Source organism: Synechococcus sp. 63AY4M2 (assembly GCF_002760475.1).
Classification (GTDB): domain Bacteria; phylum Cyanobacteriota; class Cyanobacteriia; order Thermostichales; family Thermostichaceae; genus Thermostichus.
Window position 1 is genome coordinate 2,116,136 of sequence record NZ_AXUX01000001.1, and the last position, 17,557, is coordinate 2,133,692.

Genomic DNA, 17,557 nt, shown 5'->3' on the forward strand with positions numbered 1-17,557 from the left:
TCGGAGCGCAGGATGATGTCCCGCAGCTTTCTGGCCGTTTTTGGGGCACCATGCTGACGCTGATAGGCAATCGCTTGGTTGTAGCAGTACCGGCACGCCGCTTGCCACTGCTTCCAAACTTTAGCCAGCGCTGGCTCCGGATAAATCCGTATCTTTCTCGATTGCAGCCCGGTATTTTCTGAGTCCGTAGAGCCGACTGCTGAAGCAGTGCAGGATGGTGAGGATATCCTCAACCAGTTCCTGCTGGGGAGAAAGGTGATCGTCATCGAGAACCAAGACTTCGCACCCGTATTGACGGCAGTACCACTCAACGAACTCAAATCCAAACCGGCAGAGTCGATCCCGGTGAGCGACCACAATCGTTCCGACATCTCCCGCACGAACTCGTTCCAATAAGGCAAGGAACTTTGGCCTTTTGAAGTCGAGACCGCCGCCAACCTCTCCGACCACTTCGGCTCCAGGATAGAGGTCAACCAGTCTTGCAATCTGTCTCTCCAAGTCTGGTTTCTGCCCTCGACTGCTGACTCGGGCGTACAAAACAACTCGTTTATCCTTTCTGGGTGTTCTGACGTAACTGTCGAGGTCATACCTTCTCGCTCTACCAGATGGTGTGCGTATTGCCTTAATCCAGCCTTTCTGTTCCCACCGTCTGAGGGTGTGGAGACACACCCCAAAATAAGCTGCTGCTTCTCTCGGTTTTACATACCTAGCCATGCCAGGCAGCCATACTGAACATACTGTACATTATTTTCAGTATAGTCCAGCGTATCATTGACTAGAGTCATGCTCCCACCCAGGGGATTCTTACGCAGCCCAAAATGGACTCGTAAAGGCGCTGTCAAGACGCCCCTAGACAGTCCTTTGAGGCATAACCTCAAAGTTCTGCTTACTTCGGACTGAAGTTCCTCCAGGTTAGTTATTGCCGCATCTATGGGTTGACGGTTGAGCTGATGGGGATCCCTGCTGTGTTGCTCCTAGACTGTTCTCCCTTAAGTCTTTCCTCGGCTGAGGCGCGGGAGAAATTGCTGTATTTGCTGGCCCAACTGGCCTACCGCGAGGGATCCTTTACCCTCACGTCTGGGCAGCAAAGCACTTACTACATCAACTGCAAGCCGGTTACCCTCCACCCCCAGGGAGCCTACCTGGTGGGATCCCTGCTGCATCGGCTACTGCCCCCTGAGACCGAGGCAGTTGCCGGCATGACCTTGGGGGCGGATCCCTTGGTCACAGCGGTGAGTTTGGCCTCTCTGCAGGCTGAGCCGGCCAACCTGGCGGCCCTGATTGTCCGCAAAGAGCCTAAGGGACATGGCACCCAGGCCTGGATCGAGGGGCCGGAGTTGCCGGCGGGCAGCCGGGTTTGGATCTTGGAGGATGTGGTGACCACCGGCGGCTCGGCTCTCAAGGCTGTCGAGCGGGTGCGGGCAGCGGGCTATCGGGCAGAAGGGATCCTGGCTTTGGTGGATCGACTGGAAGGGGCAGAGGCCCGTTACCGCGAAATGGGGATCCCCTTTCGCCGCCTGTTTACCCTTGAAGAGGTGCGTGCCTGCCATCAGAGTCTCCGCCAGGGCTTGGTGGGCTGGCCGGTTTTGGGAGGTGAGGGGGGTTCCCAAGCCTGCTCTTGAGAGGCTCCCCATCTCTCCTCCGCTGCAAGAGCTGGCCAAGCCAAAAAGGCCGTTGGCGCTTTTGACCTTTGGTCTTGGTTTTGTCGATTGGTAGCTGTCATTGGGCTGTAGAAGTGACAGGATAGGCGGTGAAATAGGGCGAAAAGGGTTTAGCCATGCGCATGGGCAGACTCAGTGGCATCCTCTTGCACCCCACCTCGCTACCGGGGCCATTTGGCATCGGCGATCTGGGGCCGGCTGCCTACCGGTTTGTGGATTTTCTGGTGGAAAGCGGCCAGCGCCTCTGGCAGGTGCTGCCCCTTGGCCCCACCGGCTGGGGCAACTCCCCCTACATGAGCTTTTCTGCCATTGCCGGCAACCCACTGCTGATTAGCCCGGAGCTGCTGGTGAAAGCCGGCTGGCTGGAACCCAACGGCTGGCAGGATCTGCCCCAATGGCCAGCCATCCAGGCGGGGAATGCTGAGCGGGTGGACTACGAAACCGTGATCCCCTTCAAGCTGGGCTTGTTGCGCCGCGCCTGGGCCACCTTCAAAGACAAGGCCACCGCCGCCGACTGGGAAGCCTTTCAAGCCTACTGTGCTGCCGAGGCCGATTGGCTGCCGGACTACGCCCTGTTCATGGCCCTCAAAGAGGTGTATGGCGACCAGGAATGGACCCAATGGGATCCAGCCTTGGCACAACGGGATCCCCTGGCTTTGCAAGAGGCCCGTGACCGCCATGCCGATGCCATCACCCGGCAGATGTTTTGGCAGTATCTATTTGCCCAACAGTGGGGATCCCTAAGAGAGTACGCCCACCGGCATCAAGTGCAGCTCATCGGGGACATACCCATCTATGTCGCCCCCAACAGCGCCGATGTGTGGGCCAACCGGGAGCTGTTTCACCTGGATGAACAAGGACGGCCCTTGCAGGTAGCCGGCGTGCCCCCCGACTATTTCAGCCCCACCGGGCAGCGCTGGGGCAACCCCCTCTACAACTGGGAGGTGCTCAAGGCCCGCGGCTACGACTGGTGGATCCGGCGCATCCAGGCCATTCTCAAGCAGGTGGATTGCGTCCGCATCGACCACTTCCGCGGCTTCGAGAGCTACTGGGCCATCCCCGGCGCTGCGGAAACAGCGGTAGAAGGCGAGTGGCAAAAAGGGCCGGGGGCCGACTTCTTTCAGGCGCTGGCCGACAAGCTGGGGAAAATCCCGGTGATCGCCGAAGATCTGGGAGACATTACGCCGGAGGTGTTGCAACTGCGGGATCAATTTGGCCTGCCCGGCATGAAGGTGCTGCTCTTTGCCTTTGGCTCGGGGCCCGATAACCCCTATCTGCCTCACAGCTACGAGCGCAACTTCGTCGTCTACACCGGCACCCACGACAACAACACCGTGGTGGGCTGGTTTCATGACCCAGAACGCCCGGAGTGGGAAAAGCAAAACCTGTTGCGCTACCTGGGCTGCCAGGGATCCGACGGCATCCACTGGGATCTGATTCGCCTGGCCCTGGCTTCCGTGGCCGACCTGGCCATCATTCCCCTGCAAGATGTGATGGGCCTGGGGGCAGAGGCGCGCATGAACTTCCCCGGCAGGGCCGAGAACAACTGGGCCTGGCGCTACCGCGAGGAGATGCTGCGGCCGGAGCTGGCCCAGCGGCTGGCGGAGCTGAGCGTCACCTACGGGCGCATCTCTCCGCAAGAGTTGGAGCAACGGCGGGCAGCCCTGGCCCAAGAGCGGGCGGCTGGGTTCCCTGAAAGATTTTGAACCTCTTTTCTCAACGCCGTTCTTCGCTTGCCTCAGCAGAGACCTGTTCTCAAAGCCGCCAACAGCAGCAATTTGCCGGCACCAGGGATCCCAGCCAGATTCCAAACAAGAAGCCGGATCTCTAGTCCAGCGCTCGTGCCTGGGCCAGGAACTCCGCCACCGTCAGGGATCCCAGGTCTTGGCCGTGGCGCTGCCGCACGCTCACTGTGCCAGTTGCCTGCTCTTTTTCCCCCACAATCAGCATGAAGGGAACCTTGGCCTTCTCGGCGTTGCGGATCTTTTTGGGCAGGCGGTCGCTGTCGGCATCGATGTGGACGCGGATCCCCTGTTCTCGCAACTGATCCCGCACCTGGGTGGCATAGCCCAGGTATTGGTCGGAAACGGGCAAGATGCGCACCTGTTCCGGCGCCAGCCAGAAGGGAAAATCCCCCGCGTATTCCTCGATGAGGATGCCGATGAGCCGCTCCAGCGAACCAAAGGGAGCGCGGTGGATCATTACCGGCCGCTGCCGGGATCCGTCCTCGGCCACATAGTACAAGTCAAAGCGCTGCGGGTTTTGGTAGTCTACCTGCACCGTGCCCAACTGCCACTCCCGATCCAGCGCGTCGCGGAAGATAAAGTCCAGCTTCGGCCCGTAGAAAGCCGCCTCTCCGATCCCTTCAAAATGCGGCATTGAAAGCTTCTCCACCGCGCGGCGAATGGCATTCTCGGCCATATCCCACTCTTCCGGGGATCCCAGATATTTATCGGATTTGGGATCGCGGAAGCTGAGGCGGGCGCGAAAATCTTTGAGTTTGAGCTTGTCGAAAACCACCAGAATGAGATCGACAACCTTGAGAAACTCTTCTTCCAACTGATCGGGACGAACGAACAAGTGGGCGTCGTCCACCGTAAAGCCGCGAACGCGGGTCAAGCCCCCCAATTCCCCCGATTGTTCGTAGCGATAGACGGTGCCGAACTCGGCATAGCGCAGCGGCAAATCGCGGTAGGATCTCAGCTCTGATTTATAGATTTGGATGTGAAAAGGACAGTTCATCGGCTTCATGACAAAGCCCTGTTCAGCGGCGCGCGCCTCCTCGCTCTCGGCCATCATGGGAAACATGTCTTCCCGGTACTTTTGCCAGTGGCCGGAGATCTTGAACAGATCCACGCGGGCAATGTGGGGCGTCACCACCGGCAGATAGCCCCGCTTGAGCTGCTCCTGCTTGAGAAAATCCTCTAGCACCCAGCGCAGAGTAGTTCCTTTGGGGGTCCAAAGGGGCAGGCCCGGCCCCACTTCATCGGCAAATATAAATAGGCCCAGCTCCTTGCCCAGCTTACGGTGATCCCGCCGCTTGGCCTCTTCCAGCCGCCGCTTGTATTCCTTGAGCTCCTCCGGCGTCTCCCAGGCGGTGCCGTAGATGCGCTGGAGCTGCGGCTTGGTCTCGTCCCCCCGCCAATAGGCGCCGGCCACGCTGAGCAGGTCAAAAGCTTTGGGGTTGATCTCCTTCGTGTTTTCCACGTGGGGGCCGGCACAGAGATCCCACCACTCATCCCCCAGATGGTAGATGGTGATCGGCTCGCCTTCGGGAATGCTATCTAAAATCTCCAGCTTGTAAGGTTCGCCGAGGGCCTCGATGCGGCGCCTGGCCTCCTCCCGGCTCACCTCCTCGCGGATCACCGGCAAGCCTTTCTTGATGATCGCCTGCATCTCTTTTTTGATGCGCTCCAGATCTTCCGGCGTGAAGGGCTCGGGATGGTCAAAGTCGTAGTAAAAGCCATAGTCGGTCGTCGGGCCGATGGTTACCTGGGCCTTGGGAAACAGCCTTTGCACCGCCATCGCCAGGACGTGAGAGGTGGTGTGGCGGATGCGCTCCAGCTTGGGAGATTCGTGGGTACGCAGCAGCTTGAGGGGGCTGTTGGCCTGTTGAGGGGATGCGGCTGGTTGAGACATCGGAACCCGCTTGGCGACAAAAATGACTCTGCAGTGCTTTTATCTTAGTCTGAGGCCAGAACAGCCGGGATCCCCAACGGGGACAACTCTCTGTTTAAGAAAGACCGTCGCCTTTAAACCCACAGCTCGGCCAAGAAAAAGGGGGGAAAGCACACAGTATTCTAGAAGTGTCGCAAAGTGTCGCAACCTCTGAATTCATTCATGGTCTCTTCGCTCGCCAACCTTGCCGAACGCTCTGCCGCCGCCTCTGAACCGAAACCGGCCCCCCTTTCTGAGTCTGGAGTTGCTCCGGTCATAGCCGCCATCGATGTGGGCAGCAACTCCCTGCACATGGTGGTGGTGCGCATTAACCCCAATATCCCCAGCTTCACCATCATCTCCCGCGAAAAAGCCACCGTCCGGCTGGGGGAATTCTGCAGCCAGACGGGCGCCCTTACCCCTGCTGCCATGGAACGGGCCCGGACGGCTCTGGAGCGGTTTTGCCGCATTGCCGAGAGCTTTCAGGTGCAGGATATCGTTGCCGTGGCCACCAGCGCTGTGCGCGAGGCCCCCAATGGGCCGGAGTTCTTGAAGCGGATCGAGCAGGAGCTGGGCCTGCGCATCGAGCTGATCTCCGGCCAGGAGGAGGCCCGCCGCATCTACCTGGGGGTGCTCTCGGCCATGGAGTTCCACAATCGGCTGCACGCGGTGGTGGATATCGGCGGCGGCTCGACCGAGCTGATTCTGGGCAACGGCCAAGAGCCGGAGTTTCTACGCAGCATCAAGGTGGGGGCGGTGCGCCTGACCCAAGCTTTTTTGCACCACGATCCGCCCACCTCCGCCGAGCTGCAGGCGCTGCGGCAACATGTCCGCGGCATGCTGGAAGCTCCCATTGAGCAGATGCGGCGCATCGTCGAAGCCTCCCAACAGCCGGGATCCCTGACCTTGGTGGGCACCTCCGGCACCATCGAGTGCTTGGCCCAGTTGGATGCCCGCCGCCGCCTGGGCGATCCCCCCGCTCGCCTGCACGGGTACAGGTTTAGCCTGGAAGCCCTGCGCGGCTACATCAAGGAGCTGCGCTCCCTCACCGTGGCCGAGCGGCAAAAGCTACCTGGCCTCGGGGAAAGGCGGGGAGAGATTATCCTAGCTGGGGCGGTCATTTTGGAGGCAGTGATGACCCTGCTGGGGGTGGAGCGGATCCAGTTTTGCGAACGGGCCCTGCGGGAAGGGCTGATCGTGGATTGGATGATCGGCCAGGGGCTCATTGAAGATCGGCTGCGCTACCACAGCTCGGTGCGGCGGCGCAGCATCCTCAAGCTGGCGGAAAAATACCAGGTGGAGCTCCCCTATGCCGAGCGGGTAGCGGAGTTTGCCCTCAGTCTTTTCGATCAGACCCGCGGCATCCTGCACTCCTGGGGCTCCCGCGAGCGAGCTCTTCTCTGGGCGGCCGCCATGCTGCACAACTGCGGCCACTTCATCAGCCATGCCGCCCACCACAAGCACTCCTACTACCTGATCCGCCACGGGGAGCTGTTGGGCTTCAACGAGGAAGAGATAGAGGTGATCGCCAACCTGGCCCGCTACCACCGCAAGTCGCCCCCCAAGAAGAAGCACGAGAACTTTCAACGCCTCAGCAACGAGCGGGATCGCCAAGTTGTCCTCGAGCTCAGCCCCCTGCTGCGCATAGCCTGTGCTCTGGATCGCCGCCGCCTGCAGGCCATCCAAGCTCTCCACTGCCGTTTTCAGCTTCTGGGAGAAGGCCCCCGCTGCATGGAGCTGATTTTGGATCCCAAGCACCCTAACGACGACTGTGCCCTGGAGCTGTGGAGCTTGAACGAGAAGAAAAAGGTCTTCGAGCAACAGTTCAAGCTGCAGGTGATTCCCAAATTATCCACCCAGATCCAGCGCAGCGCGGATCCCTTTGAGGCAGCCGTCTAGCCAAGGGGCGTATAGTCGTTTCAAACAAGACGAAGACACTTTGCCGCCGACCCCCTCTACCCTCACCCCCGGCCCCTCTCCCAAAGGGAGAGGGGAGTTGGGGATAGTGCTCCGCACGGCCGGCGCGTCCGCGACAGCGTTGCGTAGCAATAACGACGCAGAGAAACGTTTCATTGCCATTTGAGATGGCTGTAACTACCAAGCTGCCGGTGAACGCCAATAGCTGGGCAAGCGGATCGTATTCCTTTAGCTACCGTTTGCACCAGCGGGATAAAGTTCTCGCGAGGCTGCACGGCAAGTTTTGCTCAGGGAGCGATGGTAATGGGCGAGGGGCTGGTTTGGGTGGCTCTTTGGCCGCCCCGCTCCAGGATCACCTCAACGAGGCCGTTGTTGACCGGCTGCATGTTGAAGGGCAGTTGCTGCTGGGTTTCGTAGAGGCCGGGCGCCACCTCCCGCATCTCCACCTCCGGCGTCACCCCGACGATGCGAAAAGCTGCCCGCCCCCCCGGATCCCCTCGCATCGTAACTTTGAGGATCTCGCCCATGCGCAGGTTGGTGCTGTTGGTGGTGACATTGAAAATCCGGGGCAGCCCAGCAGCGACAGGTGCGGAGACCGGCTGGATGGTGGAGCGGGTTCCCTTAGATCCATCGATTGCAAAAGGGAAGATCTCCCGGTGTTCCTGGCTGAGGCCATCCTTAGTGAGCACAATTCGCAAAACGGGGTTGCTGGCTTGGTGGGTGGGGGCCACCACGTAGGTGCCCTCGTAGTGGTGGGGTCGCACCTCCCGCATCGGCTGGTTCAGGGCCAAATTCCCCAAATCAAACTGGGCGATCCCCCCCGAGTCCCCCCAGATGGCAATGGTGAGAATATCCCCTTCCACCAGGTCGCGCTGGGGATCCAAGCGAATCGCCTCAATACGCGGATAGCGGTTGCCGACTGGAGCCAGAGGAGCAGGCTCAGGGGTGGCCGGTTGTGGCAGAGGGGATGGGGGCGGAAACACCGATTCCACCGGCGGGGGAGCGACATTGCCCAGGGCCAGTTGAGGGAGCCGCCGCTGAACGCGGGTCTCCCGTCCGTTGAGGCTCAGTTGGATACGAATATCGGGACTGAGGGCGCTGTCCTGAGGGCCAAGGATGTAAACGGCGCGGTAATAGCCGGGCTGCACCTCCTGCATGGGCAAGCCCTGCACCAAGCTGCCGATATCCACGGTGGCCCTGCCGTTGGGAGTGGCCTGGGCCTCAACAGTCAGAGTTCCCCCTGGCGGCACCACTCCCGACTCAGGGGTAATCCGCGTTTGCAAGATTTCGGGTTGGACAGTCTTGGCCACCGGAGCAGGAGAGGGACGCAACTGCGCCACCGGAGCTGGCAAAGGCGGAAGCTGACCGCGATACACCAGCGCCTGGTGCAACAGCACCGCCCCCTCGGCTCGGCTGAGCACCCGATTGGGCCGCAGCCGGGCCGGATCCGGCACATTCACCAATAGCCCTGCTTCCCCTGCCATCGCCACAAAAGCCCGCCCCACCTCCGGCACCTCGGCAGCATCGGTGTACAGAGCCATCCAGCGCTCAATATCGTCCTGGTTGGGAGCAGGCAATTGCAGGGCCCGCACCAAAATAGCCAGGGCTTCCAGGTGGGTGAGATCTCCTTGCGGGCGAAACTCGTTGCCCTCGTACAGGCGCATCGCTCCCGCCTGCAGCACCGCTTGGGCCGTCCAATAGTCGGGGGTATTGGGCTCGAGATCCCGAATCTCTTGTACCTGGTTGGGGTTGGGGACGTAGCCGAAAAACTCCGTTAGCCACTGGGCCAATTCCAGACGAGTCAAGGTCGCCGACAGCGGCTCCTGGGTGAGCACCAGGTCCGTCTGGCGCTCCAGCGCTGCCACGTAGGCATCGGCCCAGGCCAGCGAGGCTTGCTGCTCGACCCCTTGCGACCAGGCCGGCAAGCTGAGGCTTGACCAGCCTAGCGTCCAACATAGGCCCAGGGCTAGGGGCCACGAGCACCGCATAGCTGTTACTCCTGTTCCGTTGACATCCCCTCAGAGTCAGCTTATCTCAAAGTTCCGCCGTGTCCTCAAGCCCTCGATGTCAGTCGCGATTGCGCCCTTTGGCAGTGGGATCCCCTACCCCAGGCGTTCCGGCTCACGCTGCCCTAGAGTTGAACTCAGAGGCTGTTAGGAGATCTTACCTATGCAAGGATGGGGCCTCGCTTGGCGGCAAACAGCTTGAGCAATTGTCTTGTAACTTGTAGCTGTGCATGCAACTCCTTATCATTGTGTTATAGACTCAAAGAGCCCTTTTGCCCCTAGTGCAGGGAGGAGTTTCATGGCTGGCAACACTGGAGAGCGACCTTTTGTCGATATTATTACCAGCGTCCGCTACTGGGTTATTCATGCCCTGACCATTCCCGCTTTGTTTTTGGCGGGTTGGCTTTTTGTCAGCACCGGCTTGGCTTATGATATCTTTGGCACCCCGCGCCCCAATGAGTATTTCACCGCAGAGCGGCAGGAGTTACCGATTGTCAGCGACCGCTTCAACGCTCTTGAGCAACTGGAAAAGTTAACTCGCTAGGAAAGAGCAGGGCCAGGCTGGCAACTCTTTAGTTGTTGCGATTTGTAAATCTATTTTGCGTTCCAAGATGCAGGATCTGGACTATGGCGACCAAATCTGTTAACAAACCTGACGAGCCTGTTTTCTACCCCGTTTTTACTGTCCGTTGGTTGGCGGTGCATACTTTGGCGATTCCAACCGTTTTCTTTTTGGGAGCTATTGCCGCAATGCAGTTTATTCAACGGTGAACCCCATGGCTGATCAACCTGAGAAGAATCCCAACACCCAGCCGGTAGAGCTAAACCGCACCTCCCTATACTTGGGCTTGCTGCTGGTGTTTGTGGTGGGGCTGTTGTTTTCCAGCTACTTTCTCAACTGAGACTTCACTTGTCTCTGGTCTTAAGTTGAGAAAAAGCTGCAGGGATCAATGTAGGCTTACCTTAGCCAGCCCTTGGTTCTCTTTGCAGACTACGGGTGCAACTTTTTAGACCTATCTTTTTCTTCTGGAGGCCAGTTGCTATGACTAGTCAGGCAAGGATCCCTCTGTGGATAGTGGCTGTGGTTGTCGGTTTGGGTGTGGTCACGGTGGTTGGGCTTTTCTTCTATGGCTCCTATACCGGTCTTGGAGCGCCCGTGTAGTTTAGACAAGTAGAGGAGGGCGAGGGGCAGTAATCTAGACAGACCCCTCGCTCTGTTTCGTTTCGGGGTATGCGGGTCAGCTAGAAACCACGGGAGCTCCCCTGTACCCCCCTATATCCCCCCGCCCAGCCCCCCTGTATCCCCCCGTATACGGGGGGACTGGGGGGCCGGGGGCCGGGCCGGTCAGTGACGGGAGGAATGCGGTCTGTTGATGTATAGTTACAGCATGCCCCAAGTCTTGACTATCAAACTGTTCGCGCTAGGGGGACGGAGTCCTTAGGTATCGGAGTCGCAAGCCGCCAAGCTGGATGCGACTCTGGACGCCTTTGTGCAGGCCTTGAACTGGGTGAATGAGAACACACCAGAGAAGATAGTCAACGCCGTCAAGCTCCAATCTCTCTGCTAGCGCGAGATTCGTACCTGCTTTGGGCTATCCTGGCACAACAGGTATGCAGACGGGTGGCAGGGTCGCGTAAGGTTGCCCGGCAACAGAACTGTCCGGTCAAGGCCTTCAAGGCAGGCTTCGTGACCTACGATGCCCGCATCTTTTCCTTCCGCGAGAACGACTGGACGGTGTCGCTGACCACCGTAGAGGGTCGGGAACGCTTTGAGTTGGCCATTGGCAACTATCAACGAGGGATGCTGGCCGGCACCAATCCCAAATCGGCCACGTTGGTCAAACGCAAAGAGGGTTCTCACTACATCCAGATTGGCGTCGAGCCAGACACCCCCAAGGCGATGGGGGTGGACTTGGGGAGGAGAGATATTGCCCATACCTCAGAGGAGGACAACTGGAATGGACAGCCGTTGAACCAGGTCAGAGACCACTCCTCCCGGCTGCGGGCGTCACTTCAACGCAAAGCCAGTCAGGGCACAAGATCTAGTCGGCGCAGATGCCGCCAACTCTTGCAACGGCTGTCTGGTCAGGAGAGACGCTTGCAAACCTGGGTCAATCCCTGCATCTCCAAAGCGATTGTGTCGAGGGCGCAGGCCACCCACAGTTTTATTGCCCTGGAAGACCTGAGTGGCATTAGGGAGCGCACCAACCGACAGCCGCGCAGTTAAGATAGAGCGGCGGCGGTCGAATAGTTGGGCGTTCTATCAACTGAAGCAGTTTGTGCAGTACAAGGCGCTGCGGGCCGGGATCCAGGTTGGGGTGGTGCCGCCTGCCTACAGCTCGCAGACCTGCCACCCGTGCCTGTGGATTGGGCAACGGGAAGGGAAGCATTTTCGTTGTGTGAACTCGGTCTGTGGCTGGAAAGGGGATGCAGATTTTAACGGTGCCAACGTGATTGCATTATTGGGGGCTGCTGTAAACCAGCCCCCCTACCTCCCCCCGTATACGGGGGGTTGGGGAGCGGTCGGAGCCCGGTAGTTTACACATCTCCCGTGAAGGGGAAGGGTGGCTTTGACACTCCCACCCAGGGGATTCTTACGCAGCCCAAAGTGGACTCGCGAAGGCGCTGTCAAGACGCCTCTAGACAGTCCTTTGAGGCATAACCTCAAAGTTCTGCTTACTTCGGACTTAAGTTCCTCCAGGTTAGTTATTGCCACGCGGGTTTTGCACCGCAGTAGGTTGTTTTCCTGGAGAAGCTCTGTACTAATAACAAAGAAGCAACTAAAGTGGCTCAAGGGCTTTTCCGCCGCGTACTCAAGTACGGGGCTACCAAGCTATCCTCTTGTGTAAGAGCAACGTGGCTACAGAGAAACGTGTTGCACAGCAGTCAGATGTTCTCTTTCTTGAAACAGACAGCGGCGCGAGCTGCTCTGGTCAGCTTCGGCTCAATTTTGCTGGCCGAAATGGGCGATAAAACCCAGTTGGCCACCCTGCTCCTCAGCGCCCACTCGCAAAATCTTGGGGTGATCTTCTGCGGAGCTGCTGCTGCCCTAATCAGCACCAGCTTCATTGGGGTATGGGCGGGGGCTTGGGTAGCGCGAGTCATCCCCCCCCGCTGGATCAAAACCTCGGCAGGCGTGGGGTTCCTCCTGATCGGCCTATCTCTGCTCTGGGGATCCCTGCCCATAGCTGGCTGAGCAGAGGCCTTCAGGATGGCTCCGGCAAAGCATGTTACGATTAAGGACGCCTCGCACTCCACCTGAGTGCCTCACTTTATGCCGGACAACCGGTCAGGAAGACCAGCATGGCCAAAAAACGCAACCTGAAGCGGGAAAAAGCCGAGCGCAACCGCGAGTATGCCAAGCAGTTTCAGAAAAGTCGTGCTCGCAATAGCCGCCGCTTCCGTTCTGTTCCTCGGGATCAGGAGGCCAGCGCTGGCGAAGAACAGCAGCCGTGATGGCAAGTTCGTCGAGAGGCTCTGTTGACCAACACCCTGACCGGAGCTAGCCCAGCAAAGCTGCTATTGTAGGCAGGGGTGGGCTGGAGCGGATAGCCATGAAGTACCGACGTATTCTGCTGAAGCTGAGCGGTGAAGCCCTGATGGGGGAACGTCCCTACGGGATTGACCCCGAGGTCTTGCAGTCCATTGCCAGTGAAGTAGCCTCGGTGGTGCGGGCGGGCGTGCAGGTGGCGATCGTGGTGGGAGGGGGCAATATCTGGCGCGGGCGCAAGGAAGCGGCTGCCCAGGGGATGGATCAAGCTTCTGCTGACTACGTGGGGATGTTGGCCACCGTCATCAACGCCTTAACCTTGCAAGATGCCATCGAGCGGGCCGGGATCCCGACGCGGGTGCAGACGGCCATTGCCATGCAGGAGGTGGCAGAGCCTTACATTCGTCGCCGCGCCATTCGTCACCTGGAAAAAGGGCGGGTGGTGATCTTTGGGGCAGGCTCTGGAAATCCCTTCTTCACCACCGACACGACTGCGGCCTTGCGGGCGGCGGAGATCGATGCCGAGGTGATCTTCAAAGCCACCAAGGTGGACGGGGTTTATGACGCGGATCCCAAGACCCATCCTCAGGCCCGCCGCTACGATGTCCTCAGCTACCAGGATGTGCTTACCCGCGATCTGCGGGTGATGGACAGCACTGCCATCGCCCTCTGCAAAGAAAATCAACTACCCATCGTGGTTTTCGACTTGACCACTCCCGGCAACATCTACCGGGTGGTGCAAGGGGAGCCCATCGGCACTTGGATTGGACAAACAACTCCCAAGAGCAATGGGATCCCTGCCCGCCTGGCCCAGGAGAGCGGATCCTAAGTGGGATAGGCCGAGGCTACACTGGGGGTGGCCCTAACTGACCGGTGACGGCCTGAAGATCTCTTCTGGCCACGCTAACCTGGCCAGAGCATGTGCTGTCGCGATGTGGAGGGGAAGGCGATGACCGATCACCGCGATCCCGCCTCGCCCGAAGGCCTGATCGCCCAAAGTGCTCCGCCCCGCTGCCGCCAACGCTGGGGTCGCCGTCTAGTGCAAGGCTTAGCTTTCCTGGTGGCCTTGGCCGTTGGATTTGGCTACTGGCGCTGGCAGACCTGGCTTCAGCCGCTGGGTGGCCCAGAGCCAATCCAGGTGGTGATCCAGCCGGGCAGCAGCAGCCGTTTAATCGGGAAACAACTGCACCAAGCGGGGGTGATCCGCTCTGCCTTGGCCTGGGAGCTGTGGAGCCGCACCTTTGGACGCGACTGGCTGTTTCAGGCAGGTACCTACGCTTTGGATCCCAACCAAGACATGCTATCCGTAGCCCGACAACTGCGGCAGGGCCGGATTCTGCAGCGGCGGCTGACCATCCCGGAGGGCTGGCGGATCGAGCAGATGGCGGCGGCCTTGGCGGAGCGCAACTGGTTGGCAGCCGATGTTTTCATCGCCACGGCCCGCGTGATCCCTCCCCTCGATTGGCTGCCCCCCAGCTTGAACTCCCTGGAAGGCTATCTCTTCCCCGACACCTATCTTTTTCCTGTCGAACAGGTGGAGGGATCCCTGCCGGATCAGCAAAAAGCCGAGATTGTCATCAACGCCATGCTGCAGCGGTTTGCCGCCGTGGCCCTACCCCTGTTTCGCCAGCACACTACTTCCCTCTCCTTGCATGAGTGGGTTACCTTGGCCAGCATTGTGGAGCGGGAGGCCGCCGTGCCGGAGGAGCGTGCCTTAATCGCGGGCGTCTTTTTGAACCGGCTCAAAAAGGGAATGCCCTTGGGAGCCGATCCGACGGTGGAATATGCCCTGAACATCCAGCAGACGCCAGATCGCCGCCTCACCCTTGCCGAGGTGCGTACCCCCTCCCCCTACAACACCTACCTCACCCCCGGCTTGCCCCCTGGCCCCATCGCCAGTCCGGGCTTAGCCAGCCTCAAAGCCGTTTTGGAGCCTGAGGAGACCGATTACCTCTACTTTGTGGCCCGCTACGACGGCACCCATGTTTTCAGCAAGACCCTAGCCGAGCACGAGGCAGCTCAACGGCAAATCCTCCGCGAGCGGCAGGGATCCCCGCCCACTTCGCAATGAGAAGGTCAGGAGCATTGGCAGTTGGTGGCTGAAAAGGTTCTCGATGGTACGCAAACCTTGGTTCAAGCTCCTGCAACCGGATGTGGTGGTGGCCGGCACTGTCTTGCGGCTGCGGGCAGAAGATCTGTTGGCCTGGCAGGTGAGGGGCGTCATCTTCGACGTGGACGACACGCTGGTGCCGATCCGCCAGGCTGAGGTGGATCCGGCTGTGGCCGCCTGGCTGGAGCAATTGCGCCCCCACTTTCAGATTTGGCTGGTGAGCAACAACCTCAACCGCAACCGCATTCGCCAAATCGGCGAGAGCTTGAACCTGCCTTCCATTCACGGCGCCGGCAAACCCTCGCGGCGCGCTCTGCGGCGGGCTGTGGCGCAAATGAACCTGCCGGTGGAGGCGGTGGCCATCGTGGGCGATCGCCTGTGGACGGATATCCTGGCGGGCAATCGGCTGGGCTTGGTTACCGTATTGGTCAACTCCCTCCTGCCCAAGACTCTGGAGAAGAGCCCTGCGGCCATCCTGGATCCCCGCGTTTGAGAGATTCTTTGGACAACCTCACCCCCGTCCCCTCTCCCAGAGGGAGAGGGGAGCTAGGAAATAACGTAACGAGCCGTTTCATTTTTGAAATGACTCTATAGGTTGTCAGGGGGTGGCGCATCCGCAAGTTGAAATCGAGAGACAGCTTGCAGAACTGACCCATCTGCCCAAGTTTTTTGTAGAGTGACGGCAGTGAGCCGGCTCCGGCATTGGGCCCGCCGGGTGGCGGTGTAAAGGCAGCGTCAAATTCAAAGGTTAAGCATGCAAACCATCCCTGTCGTCAAGTCCGCCATGCAACGGGTGAAGTCCATGATGCAGAAATCGCTGCGGTCTGTTCCCATCTCTCACCGTCCCAAGTCTCTGTTGATATCCCAGGGACGGAGTTTAATTAAGCTGAGCAGCCTGCTGGCCTTGCCCTTGCTGGTCTCGGCATGGCCCGCTTGGGCCTTGACCTTGGTGGCCCGTCCGGATCTACGCAGCCTCAAACGGGCACAAGTCATTCGGGTGGTCGATTACAACACCCTGGTTGTCCAGCTCGAAGGGGACTTGAATTTGCGGCTGGTGCAACTGATCGGGATTGCTCCTCTGCCGGCAGAGCTCAATCCTACGTGGACGAAGCTGCGCGGGCAAACCCCTCTGCCCATCTCCAATGCTGGTCAATACCTGCAGACGGCTTTGCTGGGGCGCGAGGTTTTCTTGGAGTTGGATCCCGCTCTGGCCCCCACCCCCACCCTGCCTGCCTACGTTTGGCGGGCCAATACCCTCATCAACCAGGAAATGCTGTTTTTGGGGCATGGCCTACTGTCGCCGCAAACCAATGGCCTCAAGTACGGCGTCATTCTCAAAGAGGCAGCCAATGCGGCAAGGCAACAGGGGCGCGGCTATTGGACGCCCTATGGCCCTCGCTAGAGGGAAGCCAAAGACAGGTCCAGAGCCGCCTGGCCCTTGGGGATGGCTCTCAACTTCAACAAACAGTTTCAACGGCTCTTCGGGAGAGGCGCTCCACCCCAGATCCCGTCCAAAAGGCGGGAGCGAGCCGTTCTCTCGAGATTGCTCACCTTTTGTATTTTCTTAGTATTTAGCCTGCTTATATATGATGATCTCAGGCGGGCTTTCGATCCTGGGCTGCCGAGTTCGCTGGGTTGGAAGGGATCCCGCTGGGTGATTTGGAGTTCCCTATGGCGGATGAACTGCCGTTTACCCTGGATCAGCTCCTCATCGTTCAGGCGATTGCGCAGCAGGGGAGTTTTCGGCGGGCTGCGGAGAGCCTGTTTGTCTCCCAGCCAGCGGTCAGCTTGCAGGTGCAGAACCTGGAGCGACAGTTGGGAGTGGTGTTGTTTGACCGCGGCGGGCGCAAGGTGGAGCTGACGGATGCGGGGCAGGTGTTGCTGCACTACAGCGAGCGCATCCTCAAGCTCTGCCGGGAAGCGGTTCAAGCTCTGGCCAATTTGCAAGAGATGGGAGGGGGGCACTTGGTTTTGGGGGCCAGCCAAACGGTGGGCACCTACGTCATGCCCTCTTTGATCGCGCAGTATCACCGCAGCTATCCCCAGATTTCGGTGCAGCTCTTGGTGCAATCCACACGGCGAATTGCCCAGAAGCTGGTGGAGGGTCGGCTGGATCTGGCCATTGTCGGCGGGGAGATCCCCTTTGACTTACAGCGGCATTTGAAGGTGATTGCTCTGGCGGAAGACGAATACGTGTTGGTCGGCGCCCCCAGCTGTGCCCTCGATGCTCCCGCCCTTGTGGATCTGTTGACTTTGCCCTTCATTACCCTGGATCCCCAGTCTTCCACGCGGCAGACCATCGACCGGGTGCTGAATCGCCACGGCATCAACCCGGGCCAGCTAAATGTACGGCTGGAACTCAGCTCGATTGAGGCAATCAAGAATGCCGTCCAGGCTGGCTTGGGGGTGGCTTTTTTGTCGATGGTGGCGGTGGGCTCCGACTTGGAGCAAGGGCGGCTGAAAAAGCTGGCGGTGGAAGGGCTGCAGATACGGCGCACCCTTTGGCTGGCGTTTAACCCGGAGCGCTATCAATCGCAGGCGGCCACCCGCTTTCGCGAGGGGCTGCTGAGCTGCCAAGACTGGCTGAAAACTCCCCCTCCCCACTTACAGTTGCTCGCTTGAGTGACATCCTCTCCCGCTAAGCCCTGACGGGCTGTAGACGGGAGCTTCCGAGAATCACTTCCCGGAGTTGCTGCTTCAACGGACTGGTAAACCA

Annotated in this window: 18 protein-coding genes and 1 pseudogene; 15 read left to right on the forward strand and 4 right to left on the reverse strand. The window is 59.6% G+C overall.

Features of this window, described 5'->3' with window-relative positions:
- Together SYN63AY4M2_RS13635 and SYN63AY4M2_RS09405 are read right to left on the reverse strand one after the other, a co-directional pair.
- The coding region (locus tag SYN63AY4M2_RS13635) for a helix-turn-helix domain-containing protein (protein ID WP_168175122.1) at positions 1–233 on the reverse strand (233 nt) is incomplete at its 3' end.
- Positions 121–714 carry an IS607 family transposase gene (locus SYN63AY4M2_RS09405; RefSeq protein WP_099887348.1) on the reverse strand — a complete coding sequence of 198 codons (594 nt, stop codon included), beginning with the start codon at positions 712–714 and terminating at the stop codon, positions 121–123. The genes SYN63AY4M2_RS09405 and SYN63AY4M2_RS13635, both read right to left, overlap by 113 nt.
- A gap of 236 nt (positions 715–950) precedes the next feature.
- Between SYN63AY4M2_RS09405 and pyrE the strand changes: the two genes are divergently transcribed.
- A complete protein-coding gene (gene pyrE / locus SYN63AY4M2_RS09410) occupies positions 951–1,622 on the forward strand; it encodes an orotate phosphoribosyltransferase (RefSeq protein ID WP_099813326.1) in 672 nt (223 codons plus the stop codon).
- A 155-nt stretch (positions 1,623–1,777) separates the two neighbouring features.
- Positions 1,778–3,367 (forward strand): 4-alpha-glucanotransferase, encoded by a 1,590-nt coding sequence (gene malQ / locus SYN63AY4M2_RS09415; RefSeq protein WP_099887349.1) that lies wholly within the window; start codon positions 1,778–1,780, stop codon positions 3,365–3,367.
- 121 nt (positions 3,368–3,488) lie between these two features.
- On the opposite strand, the gene thrS is transcribed toward malQ, so the two are convergent.
- A complete protein-coding gene (gene thrS, locus SYN63AY4M2_RS09420; RefSeq protein ID WP_099887350.1) occupies positions 3,489–5,300 on the reverse strand; it encodes a threonine--tRNA ligase in 1,812 nt (603 codons plus the stop codon).
- Between the two features lie 201 nt (positions 5,301–5,501).
- Here thrS and SYN63AY4M2_RS09425 point away from each other — a divergent pair, with 201 nt between their 5' ends.
- Positions 5,502–7,217 carry a Ppx/GppA phosphatase family protein gene (locus SYN63AY4M2_RS09425; protein WP_240530526.1) on the forward strand — a complete coding sequence of 572 codons (1,716 nt, stop codon included), beginning with the start codon at positions 5,502–5,504 and terminating at the stop codon, positions 7,215–7,217.
- A gap of 305 nt (positions 7,218–7,522) precedes the next feature.
- On the opposite strand, the gene SYN63AY4M2_RS09430 is transcribed toward SYN63AY4M2_RS09425, so the two are convergent.
- Positions 7,523–9,223: an S-layer homology domain-containing protein gene (locus tag SYN63AY4M2_RS09430; protein ID WP_011431226.1), complete on the reverse strand. Its 1,701-nt coding sequence runs from the start codon at positions 9,221–9,223 to the stop codon at positions 7,523–7,525.
- Positions 9,224–9,539: 316 nt separating this feature from the next.
- Here SYN63AY4M2_RS09430 and psbE point away from each other — a divergent pair, with 316 nt between their 5' ends.
- From psbE to SYN63AY4M2_RS09485, 12 genes and pseudogenes are all read left to right on the forward strand, one after another.
- Positions 9,540–9,785: a cytochrome b559 subunit alpha gene (gene psbE, locus SYN63AY4M2_RS09435; protein ID WP_011431225.1), complete on the forward strand. Its 246-nt coding sequence runs from the start codon at positions 9,540–9,542 to the stop codon at positions 9,783–9,785.
- Between the two features lie 83 nt (positions 9,786–9,868).
- Complete coding sequence (gene psbF / locus SYN63AY4M2_RS09440; RefSeq protein ID WP_011431224.1) at positions 9,869–10,012, forward strand: cytochrome b559 subunit beta; 144 nt, start codon at positions 9,869–9,871, stop codon at positions 10,010–10,012.
- A gap of 5 nt (positions 10,013–10,017) precedes the next feature.
- Complete coding sequence (locus SYN63AY4M2_RS09445) at positions 10,018–10,143, forward strand: photosystem II reaction center protein L (protein ID WP_011431223.1); 126 nt, start codon at positions 10,018–10,020, stop codon at positions 10,141–10,143.
- Between the two features lie 140 nt (positions 10,144–10,283).
- Positions 10,284–10,403, forward strand: coding sequence for a photosystem II reaction center protein J (locus tag SYN63AY4M2_RS09450; protein ID WP_011431222.1), 120 nt, complete (start codon positions 10,284–10,286; stop codon positions 10,401–10,403).
- A 304-nt stretch (positions 10,404–10,707) separates the two neighbouring features.
- Positions 10,708–11,778, forward strand: a pseudogene (locus SYN63AY4M2_RS09455) (transposase).
- A 353-nt stretch (positions 11,779–12,131) separates the two neighbouring features.
- Positions 12,132–12,437 (forward strand): TMEM165/GDT1 family protein, encoded by a 306-nt coding sequence (locus SYN63AY4M2_RS09460; protein ID WP_099812838.1) that lies wholly within the window; start codon positions 12,132–12,134, stop codon positions 12,435–12,437.
- A 107-nt stretch (positions 12,438–12,544) separates the two neighbouring features.
- Positions 12,545–12,697, forward strand: a complete 153-nt coding sequence (locus tag SYN63AY4M2_RS13820) for a hypothetical protein (RefSeq protein WP_011431218.1) — start codon at positions 12,545–12,547, stop codon at positions 12,695–12,697.
- Between the two features lie 98 nt (positions 12,698–12,795).
- A complete protein-coding gene (gene pyrH / locus SYN63AY4M2_RS09465; protein WP_011431217.1) occupies positions 12,796–13,560 on the forward strand; it encodes a UMP kinase in 765 nt (254 codons plus the stop codon).
- 120 nt (positions 13,561–13,680) lie between these two features.
- The gene (gene mltG / locus SYN63AY4M2_RS09470; protein WP_011431216.1) at positions 13,681–14,802 is read left to right on the forward strand and encodes an endolytic transglycosylase MltG; all 1,122 of its coding nucleotides are present in this window, start codon (positions 13,681–13,683) and stop codon (positions 14,800–14,802) included.
- A gap of 43 nt (positions 14,803–14,845) precedes the next feature.
- Positions 14,846–15,334: a YqeG family HAD IIIA-type phosphatase gene (locus SYN63AY4M2_RS09475; protein ID WP_011431215.1), complete on the forward strand. Its 489-nt coding sequence runs from the start codon at positions 14,846–14,848 to the stop codon at positions 15,332–15,334.
- Positions 15,335–15,595: 261 nt separating this feature from the next.
- Positions 15,596–16,243 (forward strand): hypothetical protein, encoded by a 648-nt coding sequence (locus SYN63AY4M2_RS09480; protein ID WP_011431214.1) that lies wholly within the window; start codon positions 15,596–15,598, stop codon positions 16,241–16,243.
- Positions 16,244–16,512: 269 nt separating this feature from the next.
- A complete protein-coding gene (locus tag SYN63AY4M2_RS09485; protein WP_011431213.1) occupies positions 16,513–17,463 on the forward strand; it encodes a LysR substrate-binding domain-containing protein in 951 nt (316 codons plus the stop codon).
- The last annotated feature ends 94 nt before the right edge of the window (positions 17,464–17,557 follow it).